28 protein-coding genes are annotated in these 25,179 nt (G+C 29.3%); 15 read left to right on the top strand and 13 right to left on the bottom strand.

Features of this window, described 5'->3' with window-relative positions; translation table 11 throughout:
- Positions 1-17 precede the first annotated feature (17 nt).
- Genes RSC72_RS04865 through recN form a run of 4 tightly spaced genes read left to right on the top strand, consistent with a single transcriptional unit; the run spans position 18 to position 4,114 of the window.
- Positions 18-341: a DNA-directed RNA polymerase subunit omega gene (locus RSC72_RS04865; RefSeq protein ID WP_332546419.1), complete on the top strand. Its 324-nt coding sequence runs from the start codon at positions 18-20 to the stop codon at positions 339-341.
- The gene (gene coaBC / locus RSC72_RS04860) at positions 341-1,540 is read left to right on the top strand and encodes a bifunctional phosphopantothenoylcysteine decarboxylase/phosphopantothenate--cysteine ligase CoaBC (RefSeq protein ID WP_332546417.1); all 1,200 of its coding nucleotides are present in this window, start codon (positions 341-343) and stop codon (positions 1,538-1,540) included. Before RSC72_RS04865 ends, coaBC begins: the two co-directional genes overlap by 1 nt.
- A gap of 8 nt (positions 1,541-1,548) precedes the next feature.
- A complete protein-coding gene (porD, locus tag RSC72_RS04855; protein ID WP_332546416.1) occupies positions 1,549-2,454 on the top strand; it encodes a type IX secretion system protein PorD in 906 nt (301 codons plus the stop codon).
- Position 2,455: 1 nt separating this feature from the next.
- Positions 2,456-4,114 (top strand): DNA repair protein RecN, encoded by a 1,659-nt coding sequence (gene recN, locus RSC72_RS04850; protein WP_332578427.1) that lies wholly within the window; start codon positions 2,456-2,458, stop codon positions 4,112-4,114.
- A gap of 69 nt (positions 4,115-4,183) precedes the next feature.
- On the opposite strand, the gene RSC72_RS04845 is transcribed toward recN, so the two are convergent.
- The 3 genes from RSC72_RS04845 to RSC72_RS04835 all read right to left on the bottom strand — a co-directional run bounded on the left by RSC72_RS04845 (position 4,184) and on the right by RSC72_RS04835 (position 5,860).
- The gene (locus tag RSC72_RS04845; RefSeq protein WP_332546413.1) at positions 4,184-5,056 is read right to left on the bottom strand and encodes a nucleoside phosphorylase; all 873 of its coding nucleotides are present in this window, start codon (positions 5,054-5,056) and stop codon (positions 4,184-4,186) included.
- 65 nt (positions 5,057-5,121) lie between these two features.
- Positions 5,122-5,448 carry a translation initiation factor gene (locus RSC72_RS04840; RefSeq protein WP_332546412.1) on the bottom strand — a complete coding sequence of 109 codons (327 nt, stop codon included), beginning with the start codon at positions 5,446-5,448 and terminating at the stop codon, positions 5,122-5,124.
- A gap of 4 nt (positions 5,449-5,452) precedes the next feature.
- Complete coding sequence (locus RSC72_RS04835; RefSeq protein ID WP_332546411.1) at positions 5,453-5,860, bottom strand: hypothetical protein; 408 nt, start codon at positions 5,858-5,860, stop codon at positions 5,453-5,455.
- Between the two features lie 242 nt (positions 5,861-6,102).
- Between RSC72_RS04835 and RSC72_RS04830 the strand changes: the two genes are divergently transcribed.
- The 6 genes from RSC72_RS04830 (at position 6,103) to RSC72_RS04805 (ending at position 10,152) form a co-directional block, all read left to right on the top strand.
- On the top strand, positions 6,103-6,324 hold the full coding sequence (locus RSC72_RS04830; RefSeq protein WP_332546410.1) for a hypothetical protein: 222 nt from the start codon (positions 6,103-6,105) through the stop codon (positions 6,322-6,324).
- Between the two features lie 123 nt (positions 6,325-6,447).
- The gene (locus RSC72_RS04825) at positions 6,448-6,801 is read left to right on the top strand and encodes a YkvA family protein (protein WP_332546409.1); all 354 of its coding nucleotides are present in this window, start codon (positions 6,448-6,450) and stop codon (positions 6,799-6,801) included.
- A gap of 167 nt (positions 6,802-6,968) precedes the next feature.
- Positions 6,969-7,430 carry a MaoC family dehydratase gene (locus tag RSC72_RS04820; RefSeq protein WP_332546407.1) on the top strand — a complete coding sequence of 154 codons (462 nt, stop codon included), beginning with the start codon at positions 6,969-6,971 and terminating at the stop codon, positions 7,428-7,430.
- A gap of 144 nt (positions 7,431-7,574) precedes the next feature.
- The gene (miaA, locus tag RSC72_RS04815; protein WP_332546406.1) at positions 7,575-8,501 is read left to right on the top strand and encodes a tRNA (adenosine(37)-N6)-dimethylallyltransferase MiaA; all 927 of its coding nucleotides are present in this window, start codon (positions 7,575-7,577) and stop codon (positions 8,499-8,501) included.
- Positions 8,494-8,985, top strand: coding sequence for a 3'-5' exonuclease (locus RSC72_RS04810; RefSeq protein ID WP_332566368.1), 492 nt, complete (start codon positions 8,494-8,496; stop codon positions 8,983-8,985). The genes miaA and RSC72_RS04810 overlap by 8 nt, the downstream gene beginning before the upstream one ends.
- A 399-nt stretch (positions 8,986-9,384) precedes the next feature.
- Positions 9,385-10,152, top strand: coding sequence for an isocitrate lyase/PEP mutase family protein (locus tag RSC72_RS04805; protein ID WP_332566072.1), 768 nt, complete (start codon positions 9,385-9,387; stop codon positions 10,150-10,152).
- A 43-nt stretch (positions 10,153-10,195) separates the two neighbouring features.
- On the opposite strand, the gene RSC72_RS04800 is transcribed toward RSC72_RS04805, so the two are convergent.
- The 9 genes from RSC72_RS04800 to RSC72_RS04760 form a co-directional block, all read right to left on the bottom strand.
- Complete coding sequence (locus tag RSC72_RS04800) at positions 10,196-10,522, bottom strand: DUF493 family protein (RefSeq protein WP_332566073.1); 327 nt, start codon at positions 10,520-10,522, stop codon at positions 10,196-10,198.
- Positions 10,523-10,646: 124 nt separating this feature from the next.
- The gene (locus RSC72_RS04795; protein WP_332566074.1) at positions 10,647-10,973 is read right to left on the bottom strand and encodes a DMT family transporter; all 327 of its coding nucleotides are present in this window, start codon (positions 10,971-10,973) and stop codon (positions 10,647-10,649) included.
- A 72-nt stretch (positions 10,974-11,045) separates the two neighbouring features.
- The gene (locus RSC72_RS04790) at positions 11,046-11,606 is read right to left on the bottom strand and encodes a Crp/Fnr family transcriptional regulator (protein WP_332546925.1); all 561 of its coding nucleotides are present in this window, start codon (positions 11,604-11,606) and stop codon (positions 11,046-11,048) included.
- 83 nt (positions 11,607-11,689) lie between these two features.
- Entirely contained in the window at positions 11,690-12,640 is a 951-nt protein-coding gene (locus RSC72_RS04785) for a sulfite exporter TauE/SafE family protein (protein WP_332546927.1), read from the bottom strand.
- 15 nt (positions 12,641-12,655) lie between these two features.
- Complete coding sequence (locus tag RSC72_RS04780; protein WP_332578426.1) at positions 12,656-13,894, bottom strand: sulfate adenylyltransferase subunit 1; 1,239 nt, start codon at positions 13,892-13,894, stop codon at positions 12,656-12,658.
- A 254-nt stretch (positions 13,895-14,148) separates the two neighbouring features.
- On the bottom strand, positions 14,149-15,054 hold the full coding sequence (gene cysD / locus RSC72_RS04775) for a sulfate adenylyltransferase subunit CysD (RefSeq protein ID WP_332546931.1): 906 nt from the start codon (positions 15,052-15,054) through the stop codon (positions 14,149-14,151).
- 11 nt (positions 15,055-15,065) lie between these two features.
- On the bottom strand, positions 15,066-15,767 hold the full coding sequence (locus tag RSC72_RS04770) for a phosphoadenylyl-sulfate reductase (protein ID WP_332546932.1): 702 nt from the start codon (positions 15,765-15,767) through the stop codon (positions 15,066-15,068).
- A 399-nt stretch (positions 15,768-16,166) separates the two neighbouring features.
- Positions 16,167-16,568 carry a hypothetical protein gene (locus tag RSC72_RS04765; protein WP_332546488.1) on the bottom strand — a complete coding sequence of 134 codons (402 nt, stop codon included), beginning with the start codon at positions 16,566-16,568 and terminating at the stop codon, positions 16,167-16,169.
- Positions 16,558-16,812 carry a hypothetical protein gene (locus tag RSC72_RS04760; protein WP_332546487.1) on the bottom strand — a complete coding sequence of 85 codons (255 nt, stop codon included), beginning with the start codon at positions 16,810-16,812 and terminating at the stop codon, positions 16,558-16,560. Before RSC72_RS04760 ends, RSC72_RS04765 begins: the two co-directional genes overlap by 11 nt.
- A 122-nt stretch (positions 16,813-16,934) precedes the next feature.
- Here RSC72_RS04760 and ligA point away from each other — a divergent pair, with 122 nt between their 5' ends.
- Together ligA and RSC72_RS04750 are read left to right on the top strand one after the other, a co-directional pair.
- Positions 16,935-18,929, top strand: a complete 1,995-nt coding sequence (gene ligA, locus RSC72_RS04755; protein WP_332546486.1) for an NAD-dependent DNA ligase LigA — start codon at positions 16,935-16,937, stop codon at positions 18,927-18,929.
- On the top strand, positions 18,929-19,486 hold the full coding sequence (locus tag RSC72_RS04750) for a hypothetical protein (RefSeq protein ID WP_332546485.1): 558 nt from the start codon (positions 18,929-18,931) through the stop codon (positions 19,484-19,486). Before ligA ends, RSC72_RS04750 begins: the two co-directional genes overlap by 1 nt.
- A 134-nt stretch (positions 19,487-19,620) precedes the next feature.
- Here the strand turns inward: RSC72_RS04750 and RSC72_RS04745 are convergent, their stop codons facing one another.
- A complete protein-coding gene (locus RSC72_RS04745; protein ID WP_332546484.1) occupies positions 19,621-20,151 on the bottom strand; it encodes a hypothetical protein in 531 nt (176 codons plus the stop codon).
- A 326-nt stretch (positions 20,152-20,477) separates the two neighbouring features.
- Here RSC72_RS04745 and RSC72_RS04740 point away from each other — a divergent pair, with 326 nt between their 5' ends.
- The 3 genes from RSC72_RS04740 to RSC72_RS04730 are packed head-to-tail and all read left to right on the top strand — an operon-like array spanning position 20,478 to position 25,156.
- A complete protein-coding gene (locus RSC72_RS04740; RefSeq protein ID WP_332546483.1) occupies positions 20,478-20,855 on the top strand; it encodes a VOC family protein in 378 nt (125 codons plus the stop codon).
- 1 nt (position 20,856) lies between these two features.
- Entirely contained in the window at positions 20,857-21,672 is an 816-nt protein-coding gene (locus RSC72_RS04735; protein ID WP_332546482.1) for a DUF4846 domain-containing protein, read from the top strand.
- A gap of 37 nt (positions 21,673-21,709) precedes the next feature.
- A complete protein-coding gene (locus RSC72_RS04730; RefSeq protein WP_332566075.1) occupies positions 21,710-25,156 on the top strand; it encodes an ATP-dependent helicase in 3,447 nt (1,148 codons plus the stop codon).
- Positions 25,157-25,179: the final 23 nt, after the last annotated feature.

The following is a 25,179-nucleotide window of genomic DNA, read 5'->3' as shown; positions in this document are numbered from 1 at the left end:
ATACTAATTCTTTCATTATGAATTTCAAAGATATCGGTGCAGCACCAACAACACAAACTTACGATCGTAATAAAATTGATGAGAAAACAGGAAACTTGTACGAATCAATTGTAATTATGGGAAAAAGAGCAGAACAAATCAACCAAGAAATGAAAACTGAATTAATTCAGAAATTGGATGAATTTGCTGCACACACTGATTCGTTAGAAGAAGTTTTTGAAAACAGAGAGCAAATCGAAGTTTCTAAATTCTACGAAAGATTACCAAAACCAACTGCTATTGCAGTTAGAGAATGGTTAGATAACGACGTATATTACAGAAATCCAAATGAGGATAAATAATGTCTGTTTTACATAGCAAAAAAATTCTTTTGGCAGTTACTGCCGGAATAGCGGCCTACAAAGCCGCTTTTCTTGTTAGAGGGCTAATCAAAAGAGGTGCAGAAGTTAAAGTTATCATGACTCCAGAGGCTCAAAACTTTGTCACTCCACTTACACTTTCTACACTTTCTAAACATCCAGTTGAATGGGAATTTTTTGGAGATAAAGGTGATTGGAATAATCATGTAGAATATGCACTTTGGGCAGATTATATGATAATTGCACCTTGTACAGCCAACACACTTTCGCACATGGCAGATGGAACTTGTGATAATTTAGTTCTAGCCACCTATCTTTCTGCAAAATGTCCTGTATATTTTGCACCAGCAATGGATTTGGACATGTACAAACATCCAACAACATTAGAAAATATTCAAAAACTAGAATCATTTGGTAATATTTGTATTCCTGCAGAGGCTGGCGAATTAGCAAGTGGATTAATAGGCGAAGGCAGAATGGCTGAACCTGAAAGCATTGTTGCATTTTTAGAACAATCCATTATTGCTACTCTCCCACTTCATGGTAAAAATGTTGTAGTTTCTGCTGGTCCTACATACGAAAACCTAGATCCTGTTCGTTTTATAGGTAATTATTCTTCCGGAAAAATGGGATTCGAAATTGCAAAAGCAGCAGCAAATTTAGGTGCAAATGTTACATTAGTTGCTGGGCCAAGTCACGAGTCTGTTTCTGGTTATCCAATAACACGTATAAATGTCGTTTCGGCAAAGGATATGTACGATGCAATGCATGCTAATTTTGACAAAGCAGATGTTGTTGTAATGTCAGCAGCGGTTGCAGATTATCGTCCTAAAGAAATGGCGAATCAAAAAATTAAGAAAGAAAATGATGATAATTTAGTCATCGAATTGGTAAAAAATCCTGATATTCTAAAATCATTAGGCGAAATCAAAACACATCAATTATTGGTTGGTTTTGCACTAGAAACGAACAATGAAGAAGAATATGCAAAGAAAAAATTAACCAAAAAGAACCTAGATTTTATCGTTCTTAATTCTATGCAAGACAAAGAAGCTGGATTTCAGAAGAATACAAACAAAATTACAATAATTGACAACGATTTATCAATGCAACAATTTGATGCAAAATCAAAAGCTGATGTTGCAAAAGATATTTTAAATGTCATTTTAAATAAATTATAATAATTAATATGAAGAAATTAGCCTCAATTTTCTTTTCGGCATGTTTAGCTGCAACTGCATTTTCACAAAATTTAATTGCAGATGTAAAAGTAGATTATTCCCAAGTACAAAGTTCTAATAATCAAGTGTATCAAACATTACAAAAATCTTTGACTACCTTTATTAATTCAACAAAATGGACAAATGATCGCTTAAAAACCTACGAAAGAATTGAAGCTAGTTTCAACATTAATATTCAGAAAAAAGAAGGAAATCGTTTTACAGGAACTATTTTAGTTCAATCTCGTCGTCCGGTTTTCAATTCTACATATTATACGCCTGTTCTTAATTTGAACGACACAAATTTTAATTTCGAATATCAAGAATATGAAGAATTAGTTTTTAATGATCGTAAATTCAGTAATAAAAACTTAACAGATGTTATTACCTTTTACGTATATTTAGTTTTAGGTTACGATGCAGATACATTTGCAAAAGAAGGTGGAACAGAATATTTCAAAATGGCTAAAAAAATTGCAGACTTTGGTCAAGCAAGTAATAATTTTAGCGGTTGGAGCGAATTAGACGGTTTACAATCTCGTTCATCTTTAATCAATAATGTTTTAAAAACAGATAACTCTTCTTTACGAAATATATCATATCAATACCACAGAAATGGATTGGATATTATGTCAGAAAATGAATTGAGAGGTAAAAATGCAATTGGAAATACACTTTTACAATTAGAGTTTTATCAACGCGGAAGTTACTCTCAATTTTATCCATTAGACATTTTTGTAACTGCCAAAAAAGACGAGATAAAACAAATATTTTCGGGTGGACAAACGTCTACTGTTAATATTGAGAAATTAAAAGAAATTTTAAATTCTATCTCACCAAAAAATAGTACAAATTGGAATTCCTTAAAAAAGTAAAATGTTAAGTACGCTTCGAGTAAATAATTTTGCCATAATTGATGAGTTAGAAATAGATTTTAAATCTGGTATGACGACACTTACGGGTGAAACTGGAGCTGGAAAATCTATCATTTTAGGTGCTTTAAAATTAGTTTTAGGCGAACGCGCTGATTTAAAAACACTCAAAAATGAGAAAGAAAAATGCATCATCGAAGCTATTTTTAACATCAAAGAATTAGAATTACAAGCTTTTTTCGAAGAACATGATTTGGATTATGAAGACGAATCTATTCTGAGAAGAGAATTATTACCTTCTGGGAAATCGCGTGCATTTATAAATGATACACCTGTAAAAGTTTCTATTTTACATGAATTATCAGAATTATTGATTGATATTCATTCTCAATTTAATACACCAAAAATTTTTGAAGCTGATTTTCAGTTATCAATGTTAGATATTTATGGAGATAATAAAGAATTATTAAAAGAGTATAAAGCTGTTTTTCTAAACTATATTGCCATAAAAAAGAAAATAAAAGAGGCACAAAATTCGTTAGAAAATCAATCGCAAGATTTAGAATATAAACTTCATTTGTGGGAGGAATTAAATAATGCTTCACTACGAATTGGAGAATTAGAAACTTTAGAGAGTGAAATAAAATCACTTTCTAATGTAGAAGAAATCATTTCAACTTTAAATGAAACTTATCAATTTTTGGAACATCCAGAAGTTGGAATTGTTTCGCAATTGAATGAAGCGAGCAATAAATTAAATCGAATTACAGATTTTTCGAATGAATACAAATCTATTTATGATCGTTTAAATTCATCAAAAATAGAGCTTCAAGACATTTCTGGAGAGATGAGTCATCTGATAGAATCAACAGAAATGAATCCTGAACGTTTGCTTGAATTGACAGAACGTTTTGATTTGATTCATAAACTATTACGAAAACATGATGTCTTAACAATAGAAGATTTAATTGAAAAAAGAGAACAACTAGAAACACAAACTTCTGGTTTTGATAATCTTAGCGATTTAATAATTCATTTGAATAAAGAATTAAATTTGATAAGTGATAAACTTGAAAAACTATCACTTAAGATTCGTAAAAACCGCTTTGCTTCTATTGATACGATTAGAGAAAATATTTTGTCAACTTTGTCTCAATTGGGAATGGAAAATTCTCAACTAATGATTCAGTTAAACGAAACTTCTGATTTTACACTGACAGGTAAAGACGAAGTTCTTTTCTTATTTAGCGCTAATAAAGGAATGGAACCACGTGTTTTTGAAAAATCTGTTTCGGGTGGAGAGCGTTCACGATTGATGTTGGCTATCAAAAAATTATTGGCTACACACCAACATTTACCAACTTTGATTTTAGATGAAATTGATACAGGTATTTCGGGAAAAGTAGCAAATGAAACGGGAAAAGTAATGCAAGAAATGTCGCAAAATATGCAACTTTTAGTCATTACGCATTTACCACAAGTTGCTTCGAAAGGTAATCATCAACTAAAAGTTTACAAAGAAGTTGTAGATGAAACGACAAAAACAAATGTAAAAGAATTGTCGCAAACAGAACGTTTATCAGAAATTGCACAAATGATTTCAGGCTCAGAATTGACTGATGCTGCACTTAATCAAGCAAAGGAATTAATGAATTTGAATTAAAATTCTAAACATATAGAACCAAAAAAGCTCGAGAATTTTCTCGAGCTTTTATTTTGTATAAATCTAAAATTATTTTGTTAATTTCTCTAAAGAATATTCAATCATCGCATCAACGGTTTTGTAAGAATCTGTACTAAATTCTCCCAAAATACGGTTGGCAACAATTGCGTTAACAGATAATGCATCGTGTCCCATCATCGCTGCTAATCCATAAATAGCCGAAGTTTCCATCTCGAAGTTAGAAATTCTTAAACCATTATGATTAAATGATGTTAAACGTTCATTAATATCTGCAGGATTTGGTTGTAATCTCAAATAACGACCTTGCGGTCCATAAAAACCACATGCCGTAGCTGTAATTCCTTGAATTGTATTTTCCGAAGCTAATTTATTTAACAAACTTGTAGAAGCTTCTACTAAATATGGACGAGATTTATTTGGAGACCAATCTACATATTTGATAAAAGCGTCTTCTAACTCTTTGTTCATAACCGCTTCACTTCCTACATAATAATGCAACAAACCGTCTAAACCTAAACCATGCGAACTCAAAACAACACTATCTACTGGTATATCAGCTTGTAAAGCGCCTGAAGTTCCTAAACGTATAAAAGACAGTTTTCTGAAATCTTCTTTAATCTGTCCTGTTTCTAAATTTATATTTGCTAAAGCATCTAATTCCGAAAAAACAATATCAATATTGTCTGTTCCCATACCTGTAGAAATAACCGTTAAACGCTGTCCGTTCAAAGTTCCTGTATGTGTAACAATTTCTCTTTTAGAAGCCTTATGCTCGATTGAATCAAAATGTCTTGAAACTTTTTCTACACGATTTGGATCTCCAACCGTGATAATTGTATCAGCTAAATGTTCTGGTCTTATATTACAATGGTAAACACTTCCGTCTGCATTTAAAACTAATTCTGATGCTGCTTTACTCATAGTTTTCTAATTAAAAATAAACACACAAGATACAATCTTTATTGCAAATTTGTGTTATTTTTTTATTAACCACCTACTCTTTTCACTTTAAATCCTTTATCTTTTAAGTAAGTCATTATTTTATCTCGGTAATCTCCTTGTATAATAATTGATTCATCTTTAAAACTTCCTCCAACACCTAAAAATACTTTAATTTCTTTGGCTAATTGCTTAAAATCTTCGTCAGCTCCCGTATAACCTTCAATAACAGTTGTTGGTTTGCCTTTTCGCTTTTCGAATTTACAAATTAATGGATCCGCTTGCATCCATAACTCATTTTCAACTTCTTCTATTTCTTCAGGTTCTGAAACATGATCAGGAAATAAATTTTTTAATTGATCTGATAAATCCATAAAATTATATTTTTATAATACCTCTTTCAAGCATTTCATTCATTTCAATCGAAATATGTTTAAATGTAGGTAATTGTTCTATAAGGCTTCCTGCATTTTTTTTATTCACTTTAAAAGTCAAATCCCTTTCTGTTGTAAATAATAAAGCAGATGTGAAAGGATTTTTAATATAAGAGCTTAAAATCATAAAAGCCTCGTCAATAGTATGAAAACTCTCTACTTCTTCTGATTTATATCGTGTATTGAAAGCAAAGTTATATCCTCCAGTTTCTAAAATATGAAGTCTTACATAAATATTTTTAAGCTCCGTATCGCCCATCGTTTTGGCAAAAGTAAGTTTGGCAAAAGTTCCTTGATTGATACTTGATTTTACTTGTTCATAAAATTCTACAAAAACAGTCTGATATGGCATCTTAATATATGTTTAATCTGCAAAATTAAACTAAGTAGACCAATTATAGGTTCTTTTTCATTATTTTTTGTCAGATTAATATCAAAATTATAAGTCTATGAGATTAAAAAGCAAATAACATCTTTTGTACATTTTAATGCATTTAGTTTGTATTTTTGCAAGATCAATCTTCAATAAGTCGTATTAAAATCTTATTCAAGATTACAGTTTATCAATTATAAAGATTCAATAAAAAAATAGCCATGAGCGAACACCAGTTAACAAAGGAAGTAACGTACAAAGGAAATACAAAAACTTTTACTGTCGAAATTGAGCAATTGCCTCCATTTAATCCAGAAACTATGGATAAAGAAAAGTACGATGAAACACAAGTTGTACTTGCTGCTTTGGCTAGAAAAAAGCTTGAAAATCAAAAAATGGAATGGGTTTTTAATATCGAAAAAACAATACAAGAACAGCAGTGATAATAAATTGCTAGAAAGGAAAAGATGCCTAAATAAAACTTTAACTATTTTATTGAAGATGAGAACAAAATTATGGCATGTACTTTGTAATACATAATACGTTAAAATAACATAATTAGTAAAATGAAAAAATCAAAGTTTTTTAAAGTCGCAGGTGCAGCAGCAATGGAAGCACAAAAAGACAAATCTTTTTTGGATAAAGTAAAAGCATTTTTCAGAATGTTGGCTGATTATAAAAAAGGAAATTATAAACCCGAAACGACTAATCTAGTCATAGGTTTTCTAGCTACTTTGTATATAATATCGCCAATTGATATTATTCCAGAAGCCTTATTTGGTCCTTTTGGTTTGGTAGATGATTTTGGAATATTGTTATTTGGAATGAAATATTTTAATAAAGAAATTGCAAAATACCTTACTTGGGAAGCTAACCAAAAAGCGTATGACAATATTGAAGATGCAAAAATTATAGATTAAAAATAACCATATATTTTAAAAAATCAGTCCGATTTCGAGTAGAATTCGGACTATTTTGTATTTAATCAATAAATCTTGTAGAAAAATAACAATAAACCCTGCATATATCCAAAGATTTTATTAGTTTTAGAAATTAATAACTATACTAAAAATAAAACAACCAGAAAATGGTAATTATTAACAACTTTGAAGAATACAAAGCATTTGAAGGAAAAGAAATTGGTGTTTCGGATTGGCATACAATTACGCAAGAACAAATCAATCGTTTTGCAGATGCAACAATAGATCATCAATGGATACATACAGATCCAGAAAAAGCAAAAAAAGAGGGTCCATTTAAGAATACAATTGCGCATGGATATTTAACACTTTCTATGATTCCTCATTTATGGGATCAAATTGCAGAGGTTAGAAATATCAAAATGTTAATCAATTACGGAATAGAAAATTTAAGATTTGGACAACCTGTTTTGGTTGATAGTGATGTTAGATTAAAAGCAAAGTTAAAATCTATTACAAATCTTAGAGGAATAGCAAAGGTAATCATCGAAGCAACTTTTGAGATTAAAGACAATCCAAAACCTGCTTATACTGCAGATGTTGTTTTCTTATACCATTTTAATGATTAAAATAAATTAACTAAATATTTTTCAGCTTCTATTCTTTTGGAATAGAAGCTTTTTAATTCTCCTTCATTTTTCAAATTTTTTGTTCCTAAAATATAGAAGTATCTTGCACGCAAATCAAACTATTGCCCGAACAACGATACTAAAATGCAACATTTTTCAAACAATAAAACCTTAATTAGCATAGTTGGTCCAACGGCTATTGGTAAAACTGGACTTGCAATAAAATTGGCACAACACTATTCTACAGACATTATGTCTTGTGATAGTCGACAGTTTTACAAAGAAATGACAATTGGTACTGCAGTTCCTTCTACTTCAGAATTAGCAGAAGCGAAACATCATTTTATACAAAATATTTCGATTCATGAAAAATATTCCGTTGGAGATTTTGAACGTGATGGTTTAGCATTTTTAGATGAATATTTTCAGAATAATAATCTTTGTATAATGGTTGGTGGTTCTGGTTTGTACGAAAAAGCAATTACAACTGGTTTTGATATTTTCCCAGAAATTGATCCTATTTTTAGAGAACAACTTAATCAGGAATTAGAAACTGATGGAATTGAAAAATTACAACTCGAATTAAAACAAGTTGATCCTATTTATTACGAAGAAGTTGATATTTACAATAAACAACGTGTAATTAGAGCCTTAGAAATTTACCGCGGATCTGGACAACCTTTCTCTAAATTCAGAAATCAAGATCTAAATAAGCGTCCATTTAACATAATTAAGATTGGACTAGAACTTCCTCGACAAGAAATGTATGACCGAATTAATCAACGTGTTGATATCATGATGAATGAAGGTTTACTTGACGAAGCAAAATCATTGTTTACATTAAAAGAATTAAATGCTCTACAAACTGTTGGTTACAGAGAATTATTTGATTTTTTTGAAGACAAAATTGATTTAAACTTTGCAACTGAGGAAATTAAGAAAAACACCAGAAGATTTGCCAAACGACAAATGACTTGGTTCAAAAAAGACCAAGATGTTAATTGGTTTTCTCCTTTAGAAAAAGATCAAATAATTAATTTTATTAATTCTAAAATAACTTGTGATGAATAACTTTGTAGCCATCGATTTTGAAACTGCAAATAATTATCGGAATTCTGCATGTGCAGTCGGAATTGTAACTGTTACAGATAACATAATTACAGATGAATTTTACACATTAATTCAGCCTCCACTCAATCAATATAATTATCATAATATTCAAGTTCATGGTATTCGTCCAGAAGATACACTTTCTTCTCCTACATTTGAAGATGTTTATTTTGAGATAAAGCAACGTTTGCAAAATCAACTAATTGTTGCTCATAATGAATCTTTTGATCGTTCTGTTCTAAAGAAAACAATGGAGTTTTATGGTTTAAATTATAACCAATTAAATATTTCCGAGAAGTGGGAATGTACTTATAAAATTTTTAAAACAAAAGGAATTGTTCCAACAAAACTTTCTGATTGTGCACGTAAATTTAACTTACAACTTAACCACCACGAAGCATTATCCGATGCAAGAGTTTGTGCACAATTATACTTACTAAAATAAATTATATCATAATAAATTCTATAATAAAGGGAGCAGTATTGCTCCTTTTTTATGAACTGTTTGTATTGGTAAAGTCTATATTTTCTATTTAAAGTATTGATTTAAATAGAAAATAATTTTAGATTAAAACTTATACAATATCAAAATTATTTATATAGCTCATTCTTATTTATTGTAATGTCATTCCATATTTAAACGTTTTAAAATGATTTCATACAAACATAAATAACTGTATTAAAATACAATAAACGACAACAAGTATTTACAAACACTTACAAACGTTTAAAATCAACTATAATTACGTTATTTAAGAAATAATCAAGACAAAGAAATTATAACGTATTCTCAGAGGAAAAAGAATGATTATTGCTTTACATTATTAACACAAAAAAATAAATTATGTCTGTACAAAAATTTAGAGAATTACACTACACTAACAAACCATTAATTATTGTAAATGTGTGGGATGTGATAAGTAGTAAAGCTGCGGAAGATTCAGAATTTTTAGCTGTCGGAACTTCAAGTCATGCAATTGCAAATATGTTGGGTTATGAAGATGGTCAAAATATATCGTTTGACGAAATGCTTTTTGTCATCGATAGAATTTCAAAATCTATTAACATACACGTTTCTGCCGATATAGAAAATGGATTTACAGAAGATTTGAATATCTTGAATACTTATATAGAAAAATTAGTTGACATTGGTGTTGTCGGAATTAATTTAGAAGATGGAGATGTCAGTGGTGAAAAAAGGAAATTAGCTGATGAAAATATTTTAGCAAATAAAATTAAATCGATCAAAAATTATTTAAACAATAAAGGAAAAGATATTTTTATAAATGCACGAATTGACACTTATACAACTAAAATTGAAAATGAGTTAGAAGAAACAATAAAAAGAGGAAAAATATATAAAGAAGCTGGAGCTGATGGAATTTTTGTTCCGTTGATTGAAGAAAAATCCGATATTGAAAATGTAATAAATGAAATTGGTTTACCGCTAAATATTTTTATTACACCAAAATTAAACTCTTATGAAACGATAAATCAATTAGGAGTTCATCGTGTTTCTAGTGGAAATAAAGTTCATCATAAAGTAGCAGAATTCACAAATAAGTTTTTTAAAGATTTAGTAGAAACAAAAGATTTTTCGAAATTACTGTAATCCCCTACTCTACATAAAAAAAGGTTGCAATTGCAACCTTTTTTTATAACATAATTACACCTTCTATTTTTGCTACATCTTTGTAATAATTAATTACAACATCTGCTTCATCAATAAATATTTTTGCAGAAATTGATGTATACTTTCTATTAGCAGAAGCTTTATACGAATAATCTACAGTTTGATCTAAAAAAACATCTTTTATTTTATTCATTGTTTCCTCACTTGAAGGATAAATAAATTTAAAAACATATTCAGCTGGAAATTTCTGTACATCCTTTAATCTTTCTTTAAATTTTGCATAAAAATCTTCCTCATTGTGAGAACTATCGTGTATATCTTCAAAAGTGTAATCTCTATTATCGCTCATAATTATAATTTTAGATGTTAAAGCAAAAATGGTACCATTTCAACTAATTTAATCTTCAAAAAGACATCTTGTCATACATCTCAAATAATTAGAATATAACAACTTTTAACTAAAAATTGAGTGATTAATTTGACACGAATTTTAATCCTACAATTGAACTAATTAAAGTAAAAATGAAGAAAATTCTCCAAAAATTTGCAGGCTCTTTAAAGACAAAAATTCCGATTAAAACTGTACCAACCGCTCCAATTCCCGTCCAAACTGCATAAGCTGTTCCTAATGGTAAAGTTTGTGTTGCTTTTATCAATAATCCCATACTAGCAAATAAACAAAGAACAAATCCACCGTACCATAAATACATTTCTGTACCTGTCGTTTCTTTTGCTTTTCCTAAAGATGATGTAAATCCAATTTCGAACAATCCACCTAATATTAATAAAATCCAATTCATTTTGTATAATTTTATGCAAATATTAGATTGAAAAACGATTTATTTTTTAACATTTGTTAAAAAATAAACCAATTAAATTTCTGCTCTAATTCTACTTAATGTTACTTGACTAATTCCTAAATATGATGCAATATAACCTAATTGAACACGATTAATCAAACTTGGATTTTCAACCAAAAGTTTCTTATAGCGTTGAATTGCGGTTCCTAATTGACTCGAAATAAATCGTTCTTCTGTTTCTATTAATTCGTTTTCTGCTAATTTTCTTCCCCAATTTGCCAATTCAAGATTAGTCTCATATAAACCAATCAAGTCATTCATTTTTATTTCATAAAGAACGCAGTCTTCTAACAATTCTATTGTTTCATAACTTGCTTTTTTTTCGATATAACTTCGCATCGAAAGAATAGAATTACCTTCTTGACCAAACCAAAATGTAACCTCATCACCATCAAAAATTGTATAGGCACGTACAATTCCTTTTTTAATAAAATATACTTTTCGTTCTATTTTATCTGAGTTTAAGATATTTAAACCTTTAGGTAAAGAAACTTCTTTTATATTACTCATTAATAATTGTTTAGAATTATCAGAAATAACATAAACCTCATCAATGATTTGTTCAATTTTCATATTGTAAAGAACGGAAATGTTTTGGAAATAAAAAACTCAACTTGATGAAGTTGAGTTTTTATTGAGTATATATTATGTGAATTTTAAATCATTTTTATAATAATTCTTATACTTGAAATGATAACCAATAAGGCTACCAAAATATAAGCGAGTTTTTGAGGTAATTTACCTGCCAATTTCGCAGCAAACGGAGCGGCAATCATTCCTCCTACTATTAATCCCAAAACAATATACCAATATTGCACGCCCATACTTGTAAAAAAAGTCATTGTGGCAGCAAAAGTGACAAAAAATTCTGCAAGAGAAACTGTACCGATAACATATTTAGAATGACGTCCCTTTGTTAATAAAGTTGATGTAACAATTGGTCCCCAACCTCCTCCTCCAAAGGCGTCTAAAAATCCACCCGAAAATCCAAGTAAACTAATTCGTTTTATTTTTTTGCGAATAACTTTATTTTTGAATGCCAAAGAAATTAATCTGAATGCAATAATCATTAAATATAACGCAACAAATGGATAAGCATATTGCTCATATTCTTCGCCAATATAAATCACAAATAAAGAGCCTAAAACAGCACCTACAACACCTGGAACAGCAAGCCAAATAAGCATTTTTTTGTTTACATTTCCGAATTTGTAATGAGAATAGCCGCTTATTGCGCTAGAAAACATTTCTGCTGTGTGTATACTACCAGAAATTGCAGGCAGTTTAATTCCCATAGACATCATAGCTGCAGCAGAAGTCATTCCATAACCTAATCCTAATGCTCCATCTACCATTTGCGCAAAAAAACCAACAGCCAACATAATGTAAAACTCATTTGGAATATGAGCAACAAATGTGCTTAGTTCGTTATACGAATAAAATGAAGCCAACGTATAACCAAAAAATACAGATAAAAAAATTGTACTAATCCAAGTTGCTAGCCTTTTGTATTTATTTACTGGTTTTTTCTCTTTATTTGTTTGCGATGTTGTACTTTTATCAGATTCTTTTTTTTCGGATATAGAATCAAATTCAGGGCTATTCATAGAATTTATTTTTGATTATAAAATCATTAAAGCACCAACCGTATTATGCGTTGTTTCGTCAACCAAAATTGCATTTCCTGTTTTATTGTTTTCTGTAAAAACATCATAAATTAATGGTTGATTTGATTGAATTTCTATTTGTGCAATATCGTTTAAGCCAATTTGATCCGTTGTTATAAATTCCCAATTATTAACATCCCAACGCTGATTAATTGCTTTAATTTTAACACGAACAGATTTGAAACGATGTTGCAAAATATATGGTTTTCCTAATTGAAGATTTTGAGAATCTAACCAACAAACCCAAGAAGTTATTTTATTGTTTTGTTTCACCTCATCATTTGCAAGAATAAAACTATCTCCACGAGAAATATCAACATCATTTTCTAAATGAATTACAACATTATCTCCCGCAATAACTTCTTCTACATCAGTCAAATTTCGTTCTAAACGTAAAATTTTTGTTGTAATATTAGCTGGTAAAACAGTTATTTCATCTCCAACTTTATATTTTCCACTTAGCACCAAACCTGCATATCCACGATAATCATGTAAAGATTCTTCTTGCGGACGAATTACATATTGAACTTGAAAACGAGCTGGTAAATTTTCTTGTGTTTCAATTTCAATTGTTTCTAATAATTCTAAAATATTTTGACCTTTATACCAAGATGTATTTTCAGATTTCGATACAATATTATCTCCAGCTAAAGCCGAAATTGGTACAAAATGAACTTCATTGTAATTTAATTCTGGTAACAAAGCTTCAAAATCATTTTTTATTTGATTAAAAACTTCTTCCGAATAATCAATAATATCCATTTTATTAATTGCAACAATCGCTTTTTTCAAGCACATTAAAGAACCAATGCTTGCGTGACGTTTTGTTTGTGTTGTAACACCATTTCTGGCATCAATCAGAATAATAATCAAATCAGAATTAGAAACTCCAGTTACCATATTTCGCGTATATTGCTCATGTCCTGGCGCATCTGCAATGATAAATTTTCGTTTTTCTGTAGCAAAATATTTATAGGCAACATCTATTGTAATTCCTTGCTCACGTTCGGCACGAAGTCCGTCTGTTACAAGTGCTAAATCAATATTACTATTTTTTGAAATATTTTTAGACTGTTTTTCTAAAACACCTAATTGATCTGTATGTATAGAATTAGAATCATAAAGCAAACGCCCTATTAAGGTACTTTTACCATCATCTACATTTCCTGCTGTTATAAATTTTAATGTATCCATTTTTTTAAGTTATAAGTTATAAGTCTTAAGATAAATTTTTATGATAGATATAGTTTTTTAAAATTCTTCGACAAACTCAGAATGACATTATACTTTTTAAAATTACTACTATCTATTTTATACATTTTCTATTAACTTACTTGATGAATATCTTATTTGTTTTAAATGTTTATAGTCTTAAATGATTCTGAATTTATTTTATTTAAAAATTCTTCGACAACTCAGAATGACAATACTTAAGACTTAAAACTCAATTAAAAATATCCTTGTTTTTTACGGTCTTCCATTGCAGCTTCCGAAACCTGATCGTCTAAACGAGTTTGTCCACGTTCTGAAACACGCGTTGCAATAATTTCTTCGATAATATCATCAATTGTAGAAGCCGTAGACGCTACAGCCGCAGTACAGGTCATATCACCTACTGTACGATAACGCACCGTTTCTGTTCCAAAATTTTCACCATCTTGTGGTTGAATAAATTGTGATGTTGCAACTAATCTATCATTATACTGAATACATTCTCGATTATGAGAAAAATACAAAGAAGGAAGTTCTATATTTTCTTGTTTAATATAATTCCAAACATCAAGTTCTGTCCAATTACTCAAAGGAAAAACGCGAACATTATGACCTTTATCGATACGTCCATTCAAGATATTCCATAATTCTGGACGTTGTAATTTTGGATCCCATTGACCAAAATCATCTCGAACCGAAAAAATACGTTCTTTTGCACGTGCTTTTTCCTCATCGCGACGCGCTCCACCAATACATGCATCAAATTGATGTTCTTCTATAACATCTAACAAAGCATACGTTTGCAAAGCATTTCTCGAAGGAAATCGTCCGCCAGTTTCTTTTAAATTATATTTTGTAATTGCTTTTTCTACCGATGCAACAATTAATTTTTCGTCAATTTTATTTACAAAATAATCTCTGAATTTTATTGCTTCAGGAAAATTATGTCCGGTATCAATATGTACCAAAGGAAAAGGAAGTTTTCCTGGACGAAATGCTTTTAATGCTAAATGTGCTAAAACAATAGAATCTTTACCGCCAGAAAACAATAATGCTGGACGCTCAAATTGTGCAGCTGTTTCCCTTAAAATATAAATTGCTTCGTTTTCTAATTGTTTTAAATAATTATTTTGAGTTGACATAAATTCTGTTCTTATTTTACGTGTAAACCACATTCTTTATTTCCATTTTCCCACCACCAACGTCCGGCACGAAAATCTTCGCCTTCTTTTATCGCACGTGTACACGGTGCACAACCAATACTTATAAAACCTTGGTCATGCAAAGGATTATAAGGTACACGATTTTCTTTCAGATAATGAAAACAATCTTCTGTTGTAAAATCGATCAAAGGATTAAACTTGTACAATTGTTTATCCTCATCAAATTCAATTCCTTGCATATCATGACGATTGTTAGATTGTTCCGCTCGCAAACCTGTAATCCAAACAGAAGTCCCATCTAAAGCACGATTCAATGGAATTACTTTTCTGATAGAACAACATTGTTTACGTAATTCTACAGAATCATAAAACGGGTTAATTCCATTTTCTTCTATAAAACTTTCTAATTCTGTTGTCGGAGGATAAAATGGTTTTATTTTGGTTTGATATTTTAATTCTGTCTTGTACCAAGTTGTATATGTTTCATTAAAAACACGACCAGTATCAAGGGTAAAAACTTCAATATTTTTTAATTTTTGACTTAAAATTGCATGAGAAATTACTTGATCTTCAAATCCAAAACTTGTCGAAAAAACAATTTTTTCATCTATTTCATCATTCAGAAATTTGAGTTTTTCTTCTAACCTTTCAAATTCAATAACTTGATTTAATTTTTGTTTGAGTTGATTCATTTTAAATACAAATAGCTTCTCTACTGTTTTTATAGAGTTTATTTTTTTGACAAATCTATAAATTCAACATTTAATGACAAAATAATTCTCTACTTATTTAATAGAGATTAATATTATTAAGAAATACACTTAATTTTACATAATAAAAATGATAATTATTCATGTAAAATATTATGATTTATCTAATAACATTCGAGTAGATAATATGATATTCGTAAAAGTAAAGAAAAAACAGATAATTTTTACTGTTTTAAAAGATTTCAGAAGTCGAAATAACGAGAAAAGTAATAGATTTAAATATAATTTTAATTATTTATTAAATAATTAGCAAATAATTAATAATCATCTAAAACTAATCGAGAGTAAATTATCATATTCATAAAAACCAAAAAGTCTAACTTATAGGTTAGACTTTTTGGTTTTATAATTAATAATAGTTGATATAATTAATAAAATGGACGATAACAGCCAAAACCAATAACCAAATAAAGGATAGTAATATTGTTGAGCATCTAAAATATCTAATTCAAATAAAAAATTAATTGCATAAATAATCATTAAAATTGGTGTGATAAAACTTAGAATTATTCCTATTTTAAATTTATAAAAAACCCAACTAAATATTAAAGTAAAATTCCCTAACCAACAAAAAAAGTCAAGATGTGGAAATGTAACCCATCCTAAGCTAAGATAAACAAGTCCTATTACAGAAATATATTTATCAAACTCAAAATGCACAGGTATACCTAAACTAATTAAATATGATATAATACTTGCTGTTAAAAGATAATTATTTTTCAATTTTAGATTCTATTTTTTGAATTTGTTTCTCCAATTTTTGGTTTTCTTTCTTTAGTTTAGATTGTGGACTAAACATTGCATAAACAATTAAGCCTACTCCAACTCCTACAATTGCACCAATTTTTTGATTTTTATCAATTGCTTTAGAAATAGCTATTCCTGCTGCTGCTCCAGTAGTTACGATAGAAACTGTGTTTTCAAATCCTTTTGATTTTGTGTCGAGTACTTCTAATAAATTATTCATGGTTAAGTATTTTTTAAATTAATTTCTACAATAAATATTCCTAAATATAAATCAATTCAAATTATTTTAAAAATTGCTCCATTTGATACAAGTTTTTATCTTTGTTCGGTAACATTTTACAAATGGAAATTCAAGATAAAATTTTGGCTCTTCGCGAAGAGCTTACTCAACATAATTACAATTATTACGTTTTAGATAATCCGACGATTTCTGATTTCGAATTTGATTTGAAATTGAAAGAATTGAAACGATTAGAAGATGAAAATCCTATTTTTTTCGATGTCAACTCTCCTACTCAGCGTGTTGGAGGAATGGTTACAAAAAATTTCCCGACAATTGCGCACGAATTCAGAATGTATTCTTTGGACAATTCATATTCGGTAGAAGATTTGCAAGATTGGGAAAAACGTATTGAAAAAGCTTTAGGTGAAAATGTAGAATTTGTTTGCGAATTGAAATATGACGGCGCTTCAATTTCTATTTTGTACGAAAATGGTGAATTAACGCAGGCTGTAACGCGTGGAGACGGAACGCAGGGCGATGAAATTACCAATAATATCAGAACAATACAATCAGTTCCATTAAAATTGAAAGGCAATTATCCCGAACGATTTTATATGCGCGGCGAAATCACAATTCCATTAGATAAATTTGCTTCTATTAACGAAGAACGTGCAAATAACGGTTTAGAATTGTATGCAAATCCAAGAAATACAGCTTCAGGCTCATTGAAATTACAAGATAATTCTGAAGTTGCAAAACGTGGTTTACAATGTTTTCCGTATTATTTTATCGGAAACAATTTACCTTATACAACGCAATGGGAAATGCTACAAGCTGCTGACGAATTAGGTTTTAAGATTCCGAATACATCAAAATTGTGTACCTCTTTAGACGAAGTTTTAACTTTTGTAAATCATTGGGATATCGAGCGCAAAAACTTACCTTACGAAACAGATGGAATTGTAATTAAAGTAAATTCTTTTTCGCAACAAGATGAATTAGGATATACGGCAAAATCGCCTCGTTGGGCAATGGCATATAAATTTAAAGCCGAAGCTGCCGAAACCGAATTATTGAGTATTGATTATCAAGTTGGACGCACTGGAGCAATTACGCCTGTTGCAAATCTTGCGCCTGTTTCATTGGCTGGTACGGTTGTAAAACGTGCTTCTGTACACAATGAAGATATTATCAAAAAATTGGATATTCGAATTGGAGACATGGTTTATGTGGAAAAAGGAGGCGAAATTATTCCGAAAATTGTCGGTGTTAATACAGATGTTCGTCAACCCGAAACCAAAGAAATTGAGTTTATAAAAAACTGTCCGTCTTGTGGTACAGAATTGATACGTAAAGAAGGTGAAGCACATCATTATTGTCCAAATGAAAATGGTTGCGAACCGCAAATCATTGGGAAATTAGAGCATTTTGTTTCGCGAAAAGCAATGGATATTGACAGTATTGGCGGCGAAACTGCTGTTCTTCTACATAAAGCTGGATTATTGAACAATATTGCAGATTTTTATACGCTACAAAAAGAGGATATTTTACCGTTGGATAGAATGGCAGAAAAATCAGCTCAAAATATTATTAATTCTGTCGAGAAATCAAAGGAACAACCTTTCGAAAAAGTATTGTATGCAATTGGAATTCGTCACGTTGGCGAAACGGTTGCGAAGAAATTAGTCAAACATTTTCAAACTATTGACCGATTGATAAATGCAACGATGGAAGAATTGGTTTCTGTGACTGATGTTGGAGAAAAAATTGCGATTTCTATCAAAGAATATTTCAAAGAAGAACAACATCAAATTTTGATTAACCGTTTGCGCGATTATGGTCTTAATTTTGAAATTGGCGAAGAGGCAAAACCTTTGTCAGATTCATTAGAAGGTAAAACTTTTTTGTTTACAGGAACTTTGACAAAATTTAATCGTACTGATGCACAAAAAATGGTTGAAGACCACGGCGGGAAAAATATTTCGGCAGTTTCTAAAAATCTTAATTATTTGATTGCTGGAGATAAAGCCGGTAGCAAACTAAAAAAAGCAGAAGAAATAGGAACTGTAATTGTACTCACAGAAGATGAATTTTTAACAATGATAAATAACTAATGGAATCAGGTTTAATAGCTGTTGTAATTTTCGGAATTGTATTATTAATCTTAATTCCATTTATTTATTATGGACTGAAAATGGCTGGTTACAACAAAGCTGCAATGATTATTAGCTTGATTATGTTTTTAATTATTGTAGTTCCAATGGTAAAATATGGATACAGAAGCCAAATGTATTCTAACGATAATTTAAAAAATGACTTACATCAAGCAGGAATTGGATTCAAAAATCCAATAAGAATTGTTTCAAATGATATTTCTGGAATAAAAAATATGAAGCAAAAAACAGTTTTGATAATGGATACTTTTGATGTCAATACAATTATAAAACGTATCGAGTCTGATTCTCGGTTTACTGTTTCTCCAAAGTCATTAAATCTAAAAGAAGAATTAGGCTCTAATGCCAAAAATAAAACCAATCGGAATTATCGCTTTAAGGATAATTTTATTCTCGAAACTTACGGAAAGTCCGACGAATATACAATTTGTTATTACGAATTAAAGTTTAAAAAAGATAATGATACCGTCTTTTTCACAAAAGAAGAAGTGTATTAAAAATTAAAATAGGTTCTCTCAAATTATCTTTTCGTTTTTGTTATGTTTAAACAAATCCTTCGACAAGCTCAGGATGACAGTTTTCTATTTTTGAGACAGCCTATTTTATATTATAGTTAGAATTACAAATAAACCTATTTTGCCAATTTACTATTTTTCAATAAATCATTAAAATCTTTCATCACACGTTTTTGTTCTTCTTCCAAATAATAATTTGCAAAAGGAGCGCCACAATCTAAATTACTTTTCAAATTAACCAACTCATTCTTTACAAAATAATAACGATTCTCCTCTATTTCAGACTTATCATAGTCAAATTCTTTCCTATAAAACGGAACATTGTACGTCATATCTTTCTCAAATAAGAACGAAATTTTATTATTTTGCAGATAATATTCAGCCAAATATTGTCCAGATTCTCCAAACTTTCGAACCACAATTTTTTCTAATTTATCGTTCAAAAAATAATAATTTATAAAACCACCTTCGGTTGAATCATCAGTTTCAACTTCTTTTATTTTTGTCCAATTTTTAATTGAATTAATTCGACTAAAATTTGTTTTGATTGTTTTGATTTCTTCACTTTTAACTTTATCATTTTTCTGAGCAAAAGAAGTCATCACAGAAAATGTTACGAGTACGAAAAAGAATACTATTTTTTTCATCTAAATCAATTTTTATATAAACTATATGAGTAAAATTAAAGTATTTATTTTCGATATATTTTTACAAATCCTTTTATTAAACTAAATACACCGACTATAAATCCTATGATGATGAAAAGAAATCCTACAAGTAAAAAATATATACCATAATCGTTTTTGTTATAATCTAAATTATAGCCATATCCGGTCGAGAATATCCCTATAATAAAAACACAGAGCGAACAGATAAAAAGTTTTGTATATCGATTTTGTTTGAACATGATTAAATATTTCTATAAAATTCAATAAAATATACTAATTTTCAATCAATAATAATAGTGAATTTTATGCAATTTAGGGTAGCGCGACATACAAATAAAATAGAAGAAATTTCTGAGTTTTACACTAAAATAATTGGTTTAGAAATTCTTGGAGATTTCAAAAATCATTCTAATTACGATGGAATTTTTATCGGAAAACCGTATAAAGATTGGCATTTAGAATTTACAACAACACATGAAGAAGTAAATCATCAATTTGATGAAGACGATTGTTTGGTTTTTTATCCAGAATCACAATATGAGTATGATGCAATTATTGAGCGTTTGGAAATTAACCAAATAGAAATCATTATTTCTAAAAATCCGTATTGGAATACGAATGGAATTTCCATAAAAGATCCTGATGGTTTTGTTGTGATTATTTCATCTTTAAAAATTAAATAACTTGAAAAAATACATCTACTTCATAATACCATTTTTCATCTTTAGTTGTAAAGATGGAAAATCAACTCGTTTAGAAAATAATCAAAATTCTATTCCAAAAATTGTTGAAAAAGAAAGTTTTATCAACGAAAAAGAAAATATTATTATAGATAGATTCTCCGTTCCAAAAGGTTTTAAAAGAGAAAATTATAATCAAAAAGAATTTGGATATTTTCTACAAAATCTCCAATTGAAAGAATTCGGAACACTTGTGCAATATTATAATAGAAAAGAAAAACCAATAAATAATGTATATAACGCGGTAATTGATTTGCCAATTGGGAACAAAGATTTACACCAATGTGCAGATGCTACAATGCGTTTGAGAGCTGATTATCTCTACCAACAAAAACGTTATGATGAAATCTCTTTTAACTTTCTATCCGATGGAAAACCTCGTTATTTTTTAGATTTTGCTAAAAATGATTTTTCAAAAGAAAATTATTGGAAATATTTAGAATATGTCTTTAGTTATGCAAATACAGCTTCGCTAAAAGAGCAATTAAATTCAGTTAATTACAAAAATATTACAATTGGTGATATTCTAATTCAAAAAGGAAATCCTTTTGGACATGCTGTAATTGTGGTCGATTTGGCTAAAAATAAAAATGGAGATAAAATTGTTTTGCTTGCGCAAAGCTATATGCCAGCACAAGAACTACAAATTCTTAATAATCCATTGACTGATAAAAATAATCCTTGGTATAAAGTTCAAGAAGGAAAAATTAATACGCCAGAATGGTCGTTTACAAGTGAAGATTGGAAAACGTGGGATTAAAACATAAATTGATTAATTTTGCACAAATTTAATCGCCGTGAAATCTGAAGAATTAGGAAATAATTACCTTAATGAAGCATTACAAATACAACTTTCTAATAAACCAATAACGTCAAAATATCTTGATTTAAAGCGTCTGGTAGAAACGATTGCATTTGAAATTACGAAAAATGAAGCATTACAATTTTCTAACTTTTTCTCGAAGTTGTCTTTCATTGCTAATCAATACAAAGTTTCGACAAAAATTCATTCTTTTCGTAAAACTGCTCAACGAATTTTGAGCGAAAAATACGAACCGACAGAACACGAATATTATACACATTATAAATATGTTATCGAATTTATTTCGTCAATTTATGATGTTTTAATTCCAGCAGAAATCATTTATTATTTTCCTGAAAAAGAATTTTATACCAATAAAATAATTTCTCGAAATCGAATTAAAAAATTGCGCGTTCAGATTATTGAAATTAAACGAGATTGTCTGATTTGCGATCACGAAGACAACGAAACTGACGAATATATTACAGTACAAATTGATGAAGATGGTGTGAACGAGAATTTCAAATCTACTCAGGATTTTTGGATTGGCGCGCAACTTAATTTGGTCAATTCTACCATTGATGATGAGGGAATTTATCATCCACGATTTATCATTTTAGAACCTGATTATTTGGTTGATATTTCGGCAATTGCCGAATGTTTTCAGGATTATGGAACGACAGAATTACATTATATTCAGAAAAAATTTGAAGAAGCACCAAATTCCAAACACATACGTTTAGGAAATTTTGCTAATTCGGTTGTCGATCATTTTTCTACAGAAAATATAGAAAAAACTAATTTTGATGATATTTTCAAAAAAGATTTCAAAAATTATCCGTTAGAATATACAGCTTGTCGAGATTTGGCGAATCCACAGGATTTGAAAGATTATTATGCGGAAGCAAAAGGTCATTTTGACCGTATACAAAAAGTTATTGTTGAGGATTTTAAGAAATATGATATTTCGTTAGATCGTGCATTAATAGAACCTTCATTTTTATGTGAACAATACGGAATTCAGGGACGTTTAGATTTTTTAGACTTAAATTCTGACGGAAAAAATAAAATTATTGAGTTAAAATCTGGTGGTGCACCATTTCCAGATGATGGTAAAAGTGTGAAACCAAATCATGCAACGCAGTTATTTTTGTATTACCAAATTATTGGCGTTTTGTATGATTTAGAATTTAAAGATGTTACCAAAAATACCGAAGGTTTTATTTTTTATTCAAAAGTTTATCAAGGAAATTTACGTTTTGACGTTCCTACTTTGAATCGTGTTCAACGCATTTTAGATTTACGAAATAGAATTATTATTAATGAAAATCGTTTAGCAAATCATTCATTAACAGATATTGAATCAACAATTTATTCAATTAAACCAGCTAATTTTATTCAGAAAAAAATCAATCCAAGATTCAAAGAATTATTAGAAGAGCAATTAGATAAATTTATTTATCCAATAAAAAATAGTTCGCCGTTAGAGAAGGCTTACTTCCACTCTTTTACCAATTTTATAGCGAAAGAGCAATATATGGCGAAACTTGGTTTGGGACAATCTACAAACAATAATGGTTTAGCAAGTTTGTGGTTAAATTCTTTTGAAGAAAAAAACACCAATTTCGAGATTATTTATGATTTAGAAATCGTAGAAAATTATATTTCTGATCCAAAACGTGAAATAAAATTAAAAAGAACCAATTCTGCAAATGATTTTATATCAATTCGCGAAGGAGATATTTGTCTTTTATATCCAAGAAATAATTTTACCGATTCGGTGCTAACCAATCAGGTTTTTAAATGCACAATAAAGAGTATTTCTCGCGAATATATTGTATTGAGATTTCGTTATCAGCAACCAAATACTCACTTTTTCGAATCGTTTGACAATTCAGGAAAATGGGCGTTAGAGCGTGATTTTATGGATTCTTCTTTTATTTCGATGTACAGAAATTTGTATGGATTAATACATTCTTCTAAGGCGAAAAAAGATTTGATTTTGACGCAACGTAATCCAGAAAATGAGTTGGATTATACTTATTTTAATGAAAATTTATCTGATGAACAAAATCGAATTCTGAAAAAAGCACTTTCAGCAAAAGATTATTTTTTGTTAAATGGACCTCCAGGAACGGGAAAAACGTCAATTATTATCAAAGAATTAGTCAAAGAAATTTATGAAAAACAGGATTGTAATATTCTACTTTTAGCGTATACAAATCGTGCTGTTGATGAATTGTGTGAAGCTGTAAACTCTGCAATTTCTGACCAAATTGAGCAAAAATTCATCAGAATTGGGAACGAATTGTCAACTTCTAATGAATTTCATCAAAATTTACTAAATAAAATTATTGAACAAAAAGATATAGAATTAAGCGAAAAAGGAGAACGATTTTCACGAAAAACGATTCAAGATATTATAAAAAATCAACGCATTTTTGTTTCGACAGTTGCATCAATTTCCAGTAAAAATGATATTCTAAAATTAAAGAAATTTGATACGATTATTATTGATGAAGCATCTCAGATTTTAGAACCACAAATTGTTGGAATTTTGCCTAAAGCAGAGCGTTTCATTATGATTGGCGACCACAAACAATTGCCAGCAATTGTTCTTCAAAATCCGGAATTAGCAAAGACAAACAATGAATTGTTAGAAAATATTGGTTTATTAAACCGTAAAAATTCAATTTTTGAACGATTGTACGAATTTTGTGACCGAAATAAACTCGAAAATGCTTTCGATCAATTAACCTATCAAGGTCGTATGCATGCTGAAATTGCAGATTTTCCGAATCAACATTTTTATGATGGAAAATTAAATGTGGCGTACGATATTCCGAATTTGAATGATGAAATAAAGCAAGAATTAAATCGTCAACGTGCGGATTTATATTTTGAAAACAGTGATGAAAATAATCAAATTCAGCATTATATTTCTACACATCGTTTTGGTTTTGTTAATGTAGAAGAAAATCCTTATTTGCCTCAAACTAATGTTCAAGAAGCAGATTTGATTGTAAATTTTGTAAAAGAAATTATGTCACTTTATCAATTAAACAACAAGCCTTTTGATTCTAAAAAAACAATCGGAATTATTGCGCCTTTTCGTAATCAAATTGCATTGATAAAGCAAAAATTAGAATTAGCAAATGTTCCAAATTTTGAGCAAATTACGGTTGATACAGTTGAGCGTTATCAAGGAAGTCAACGCGATATAATTTTGTATAGTTTTGCGGTGACATATCATTCTCAACTCAACGCTTTGGTAAATATGAACGATCAAGGAAATGTAGATAGAAAGCTGAATGTAGCTTTGACTCGTGCAAAAGAACAGTTATTTTTGATCGGAAATCAAGCCATCTTAAAAGAAAATAAAATCATTAAAACTTTAATTGAATATTTAGAAAATAAATCTTCTCAAAAAATAACAATCTAACCAAAATCAGTTCTTAGTTTGTT

The sequence above is a fragment of the Algoriella sp. genome (assembly GCF_036647415.1).
Lineage (GTDB): Bacteria > Bacteroidota > Bacteroidia > Flavobacteriales > Weeksellaceae > Empedobacter.
This window is presented reverse-complemented; position numbering and strand designations above follow the sequence as displayed.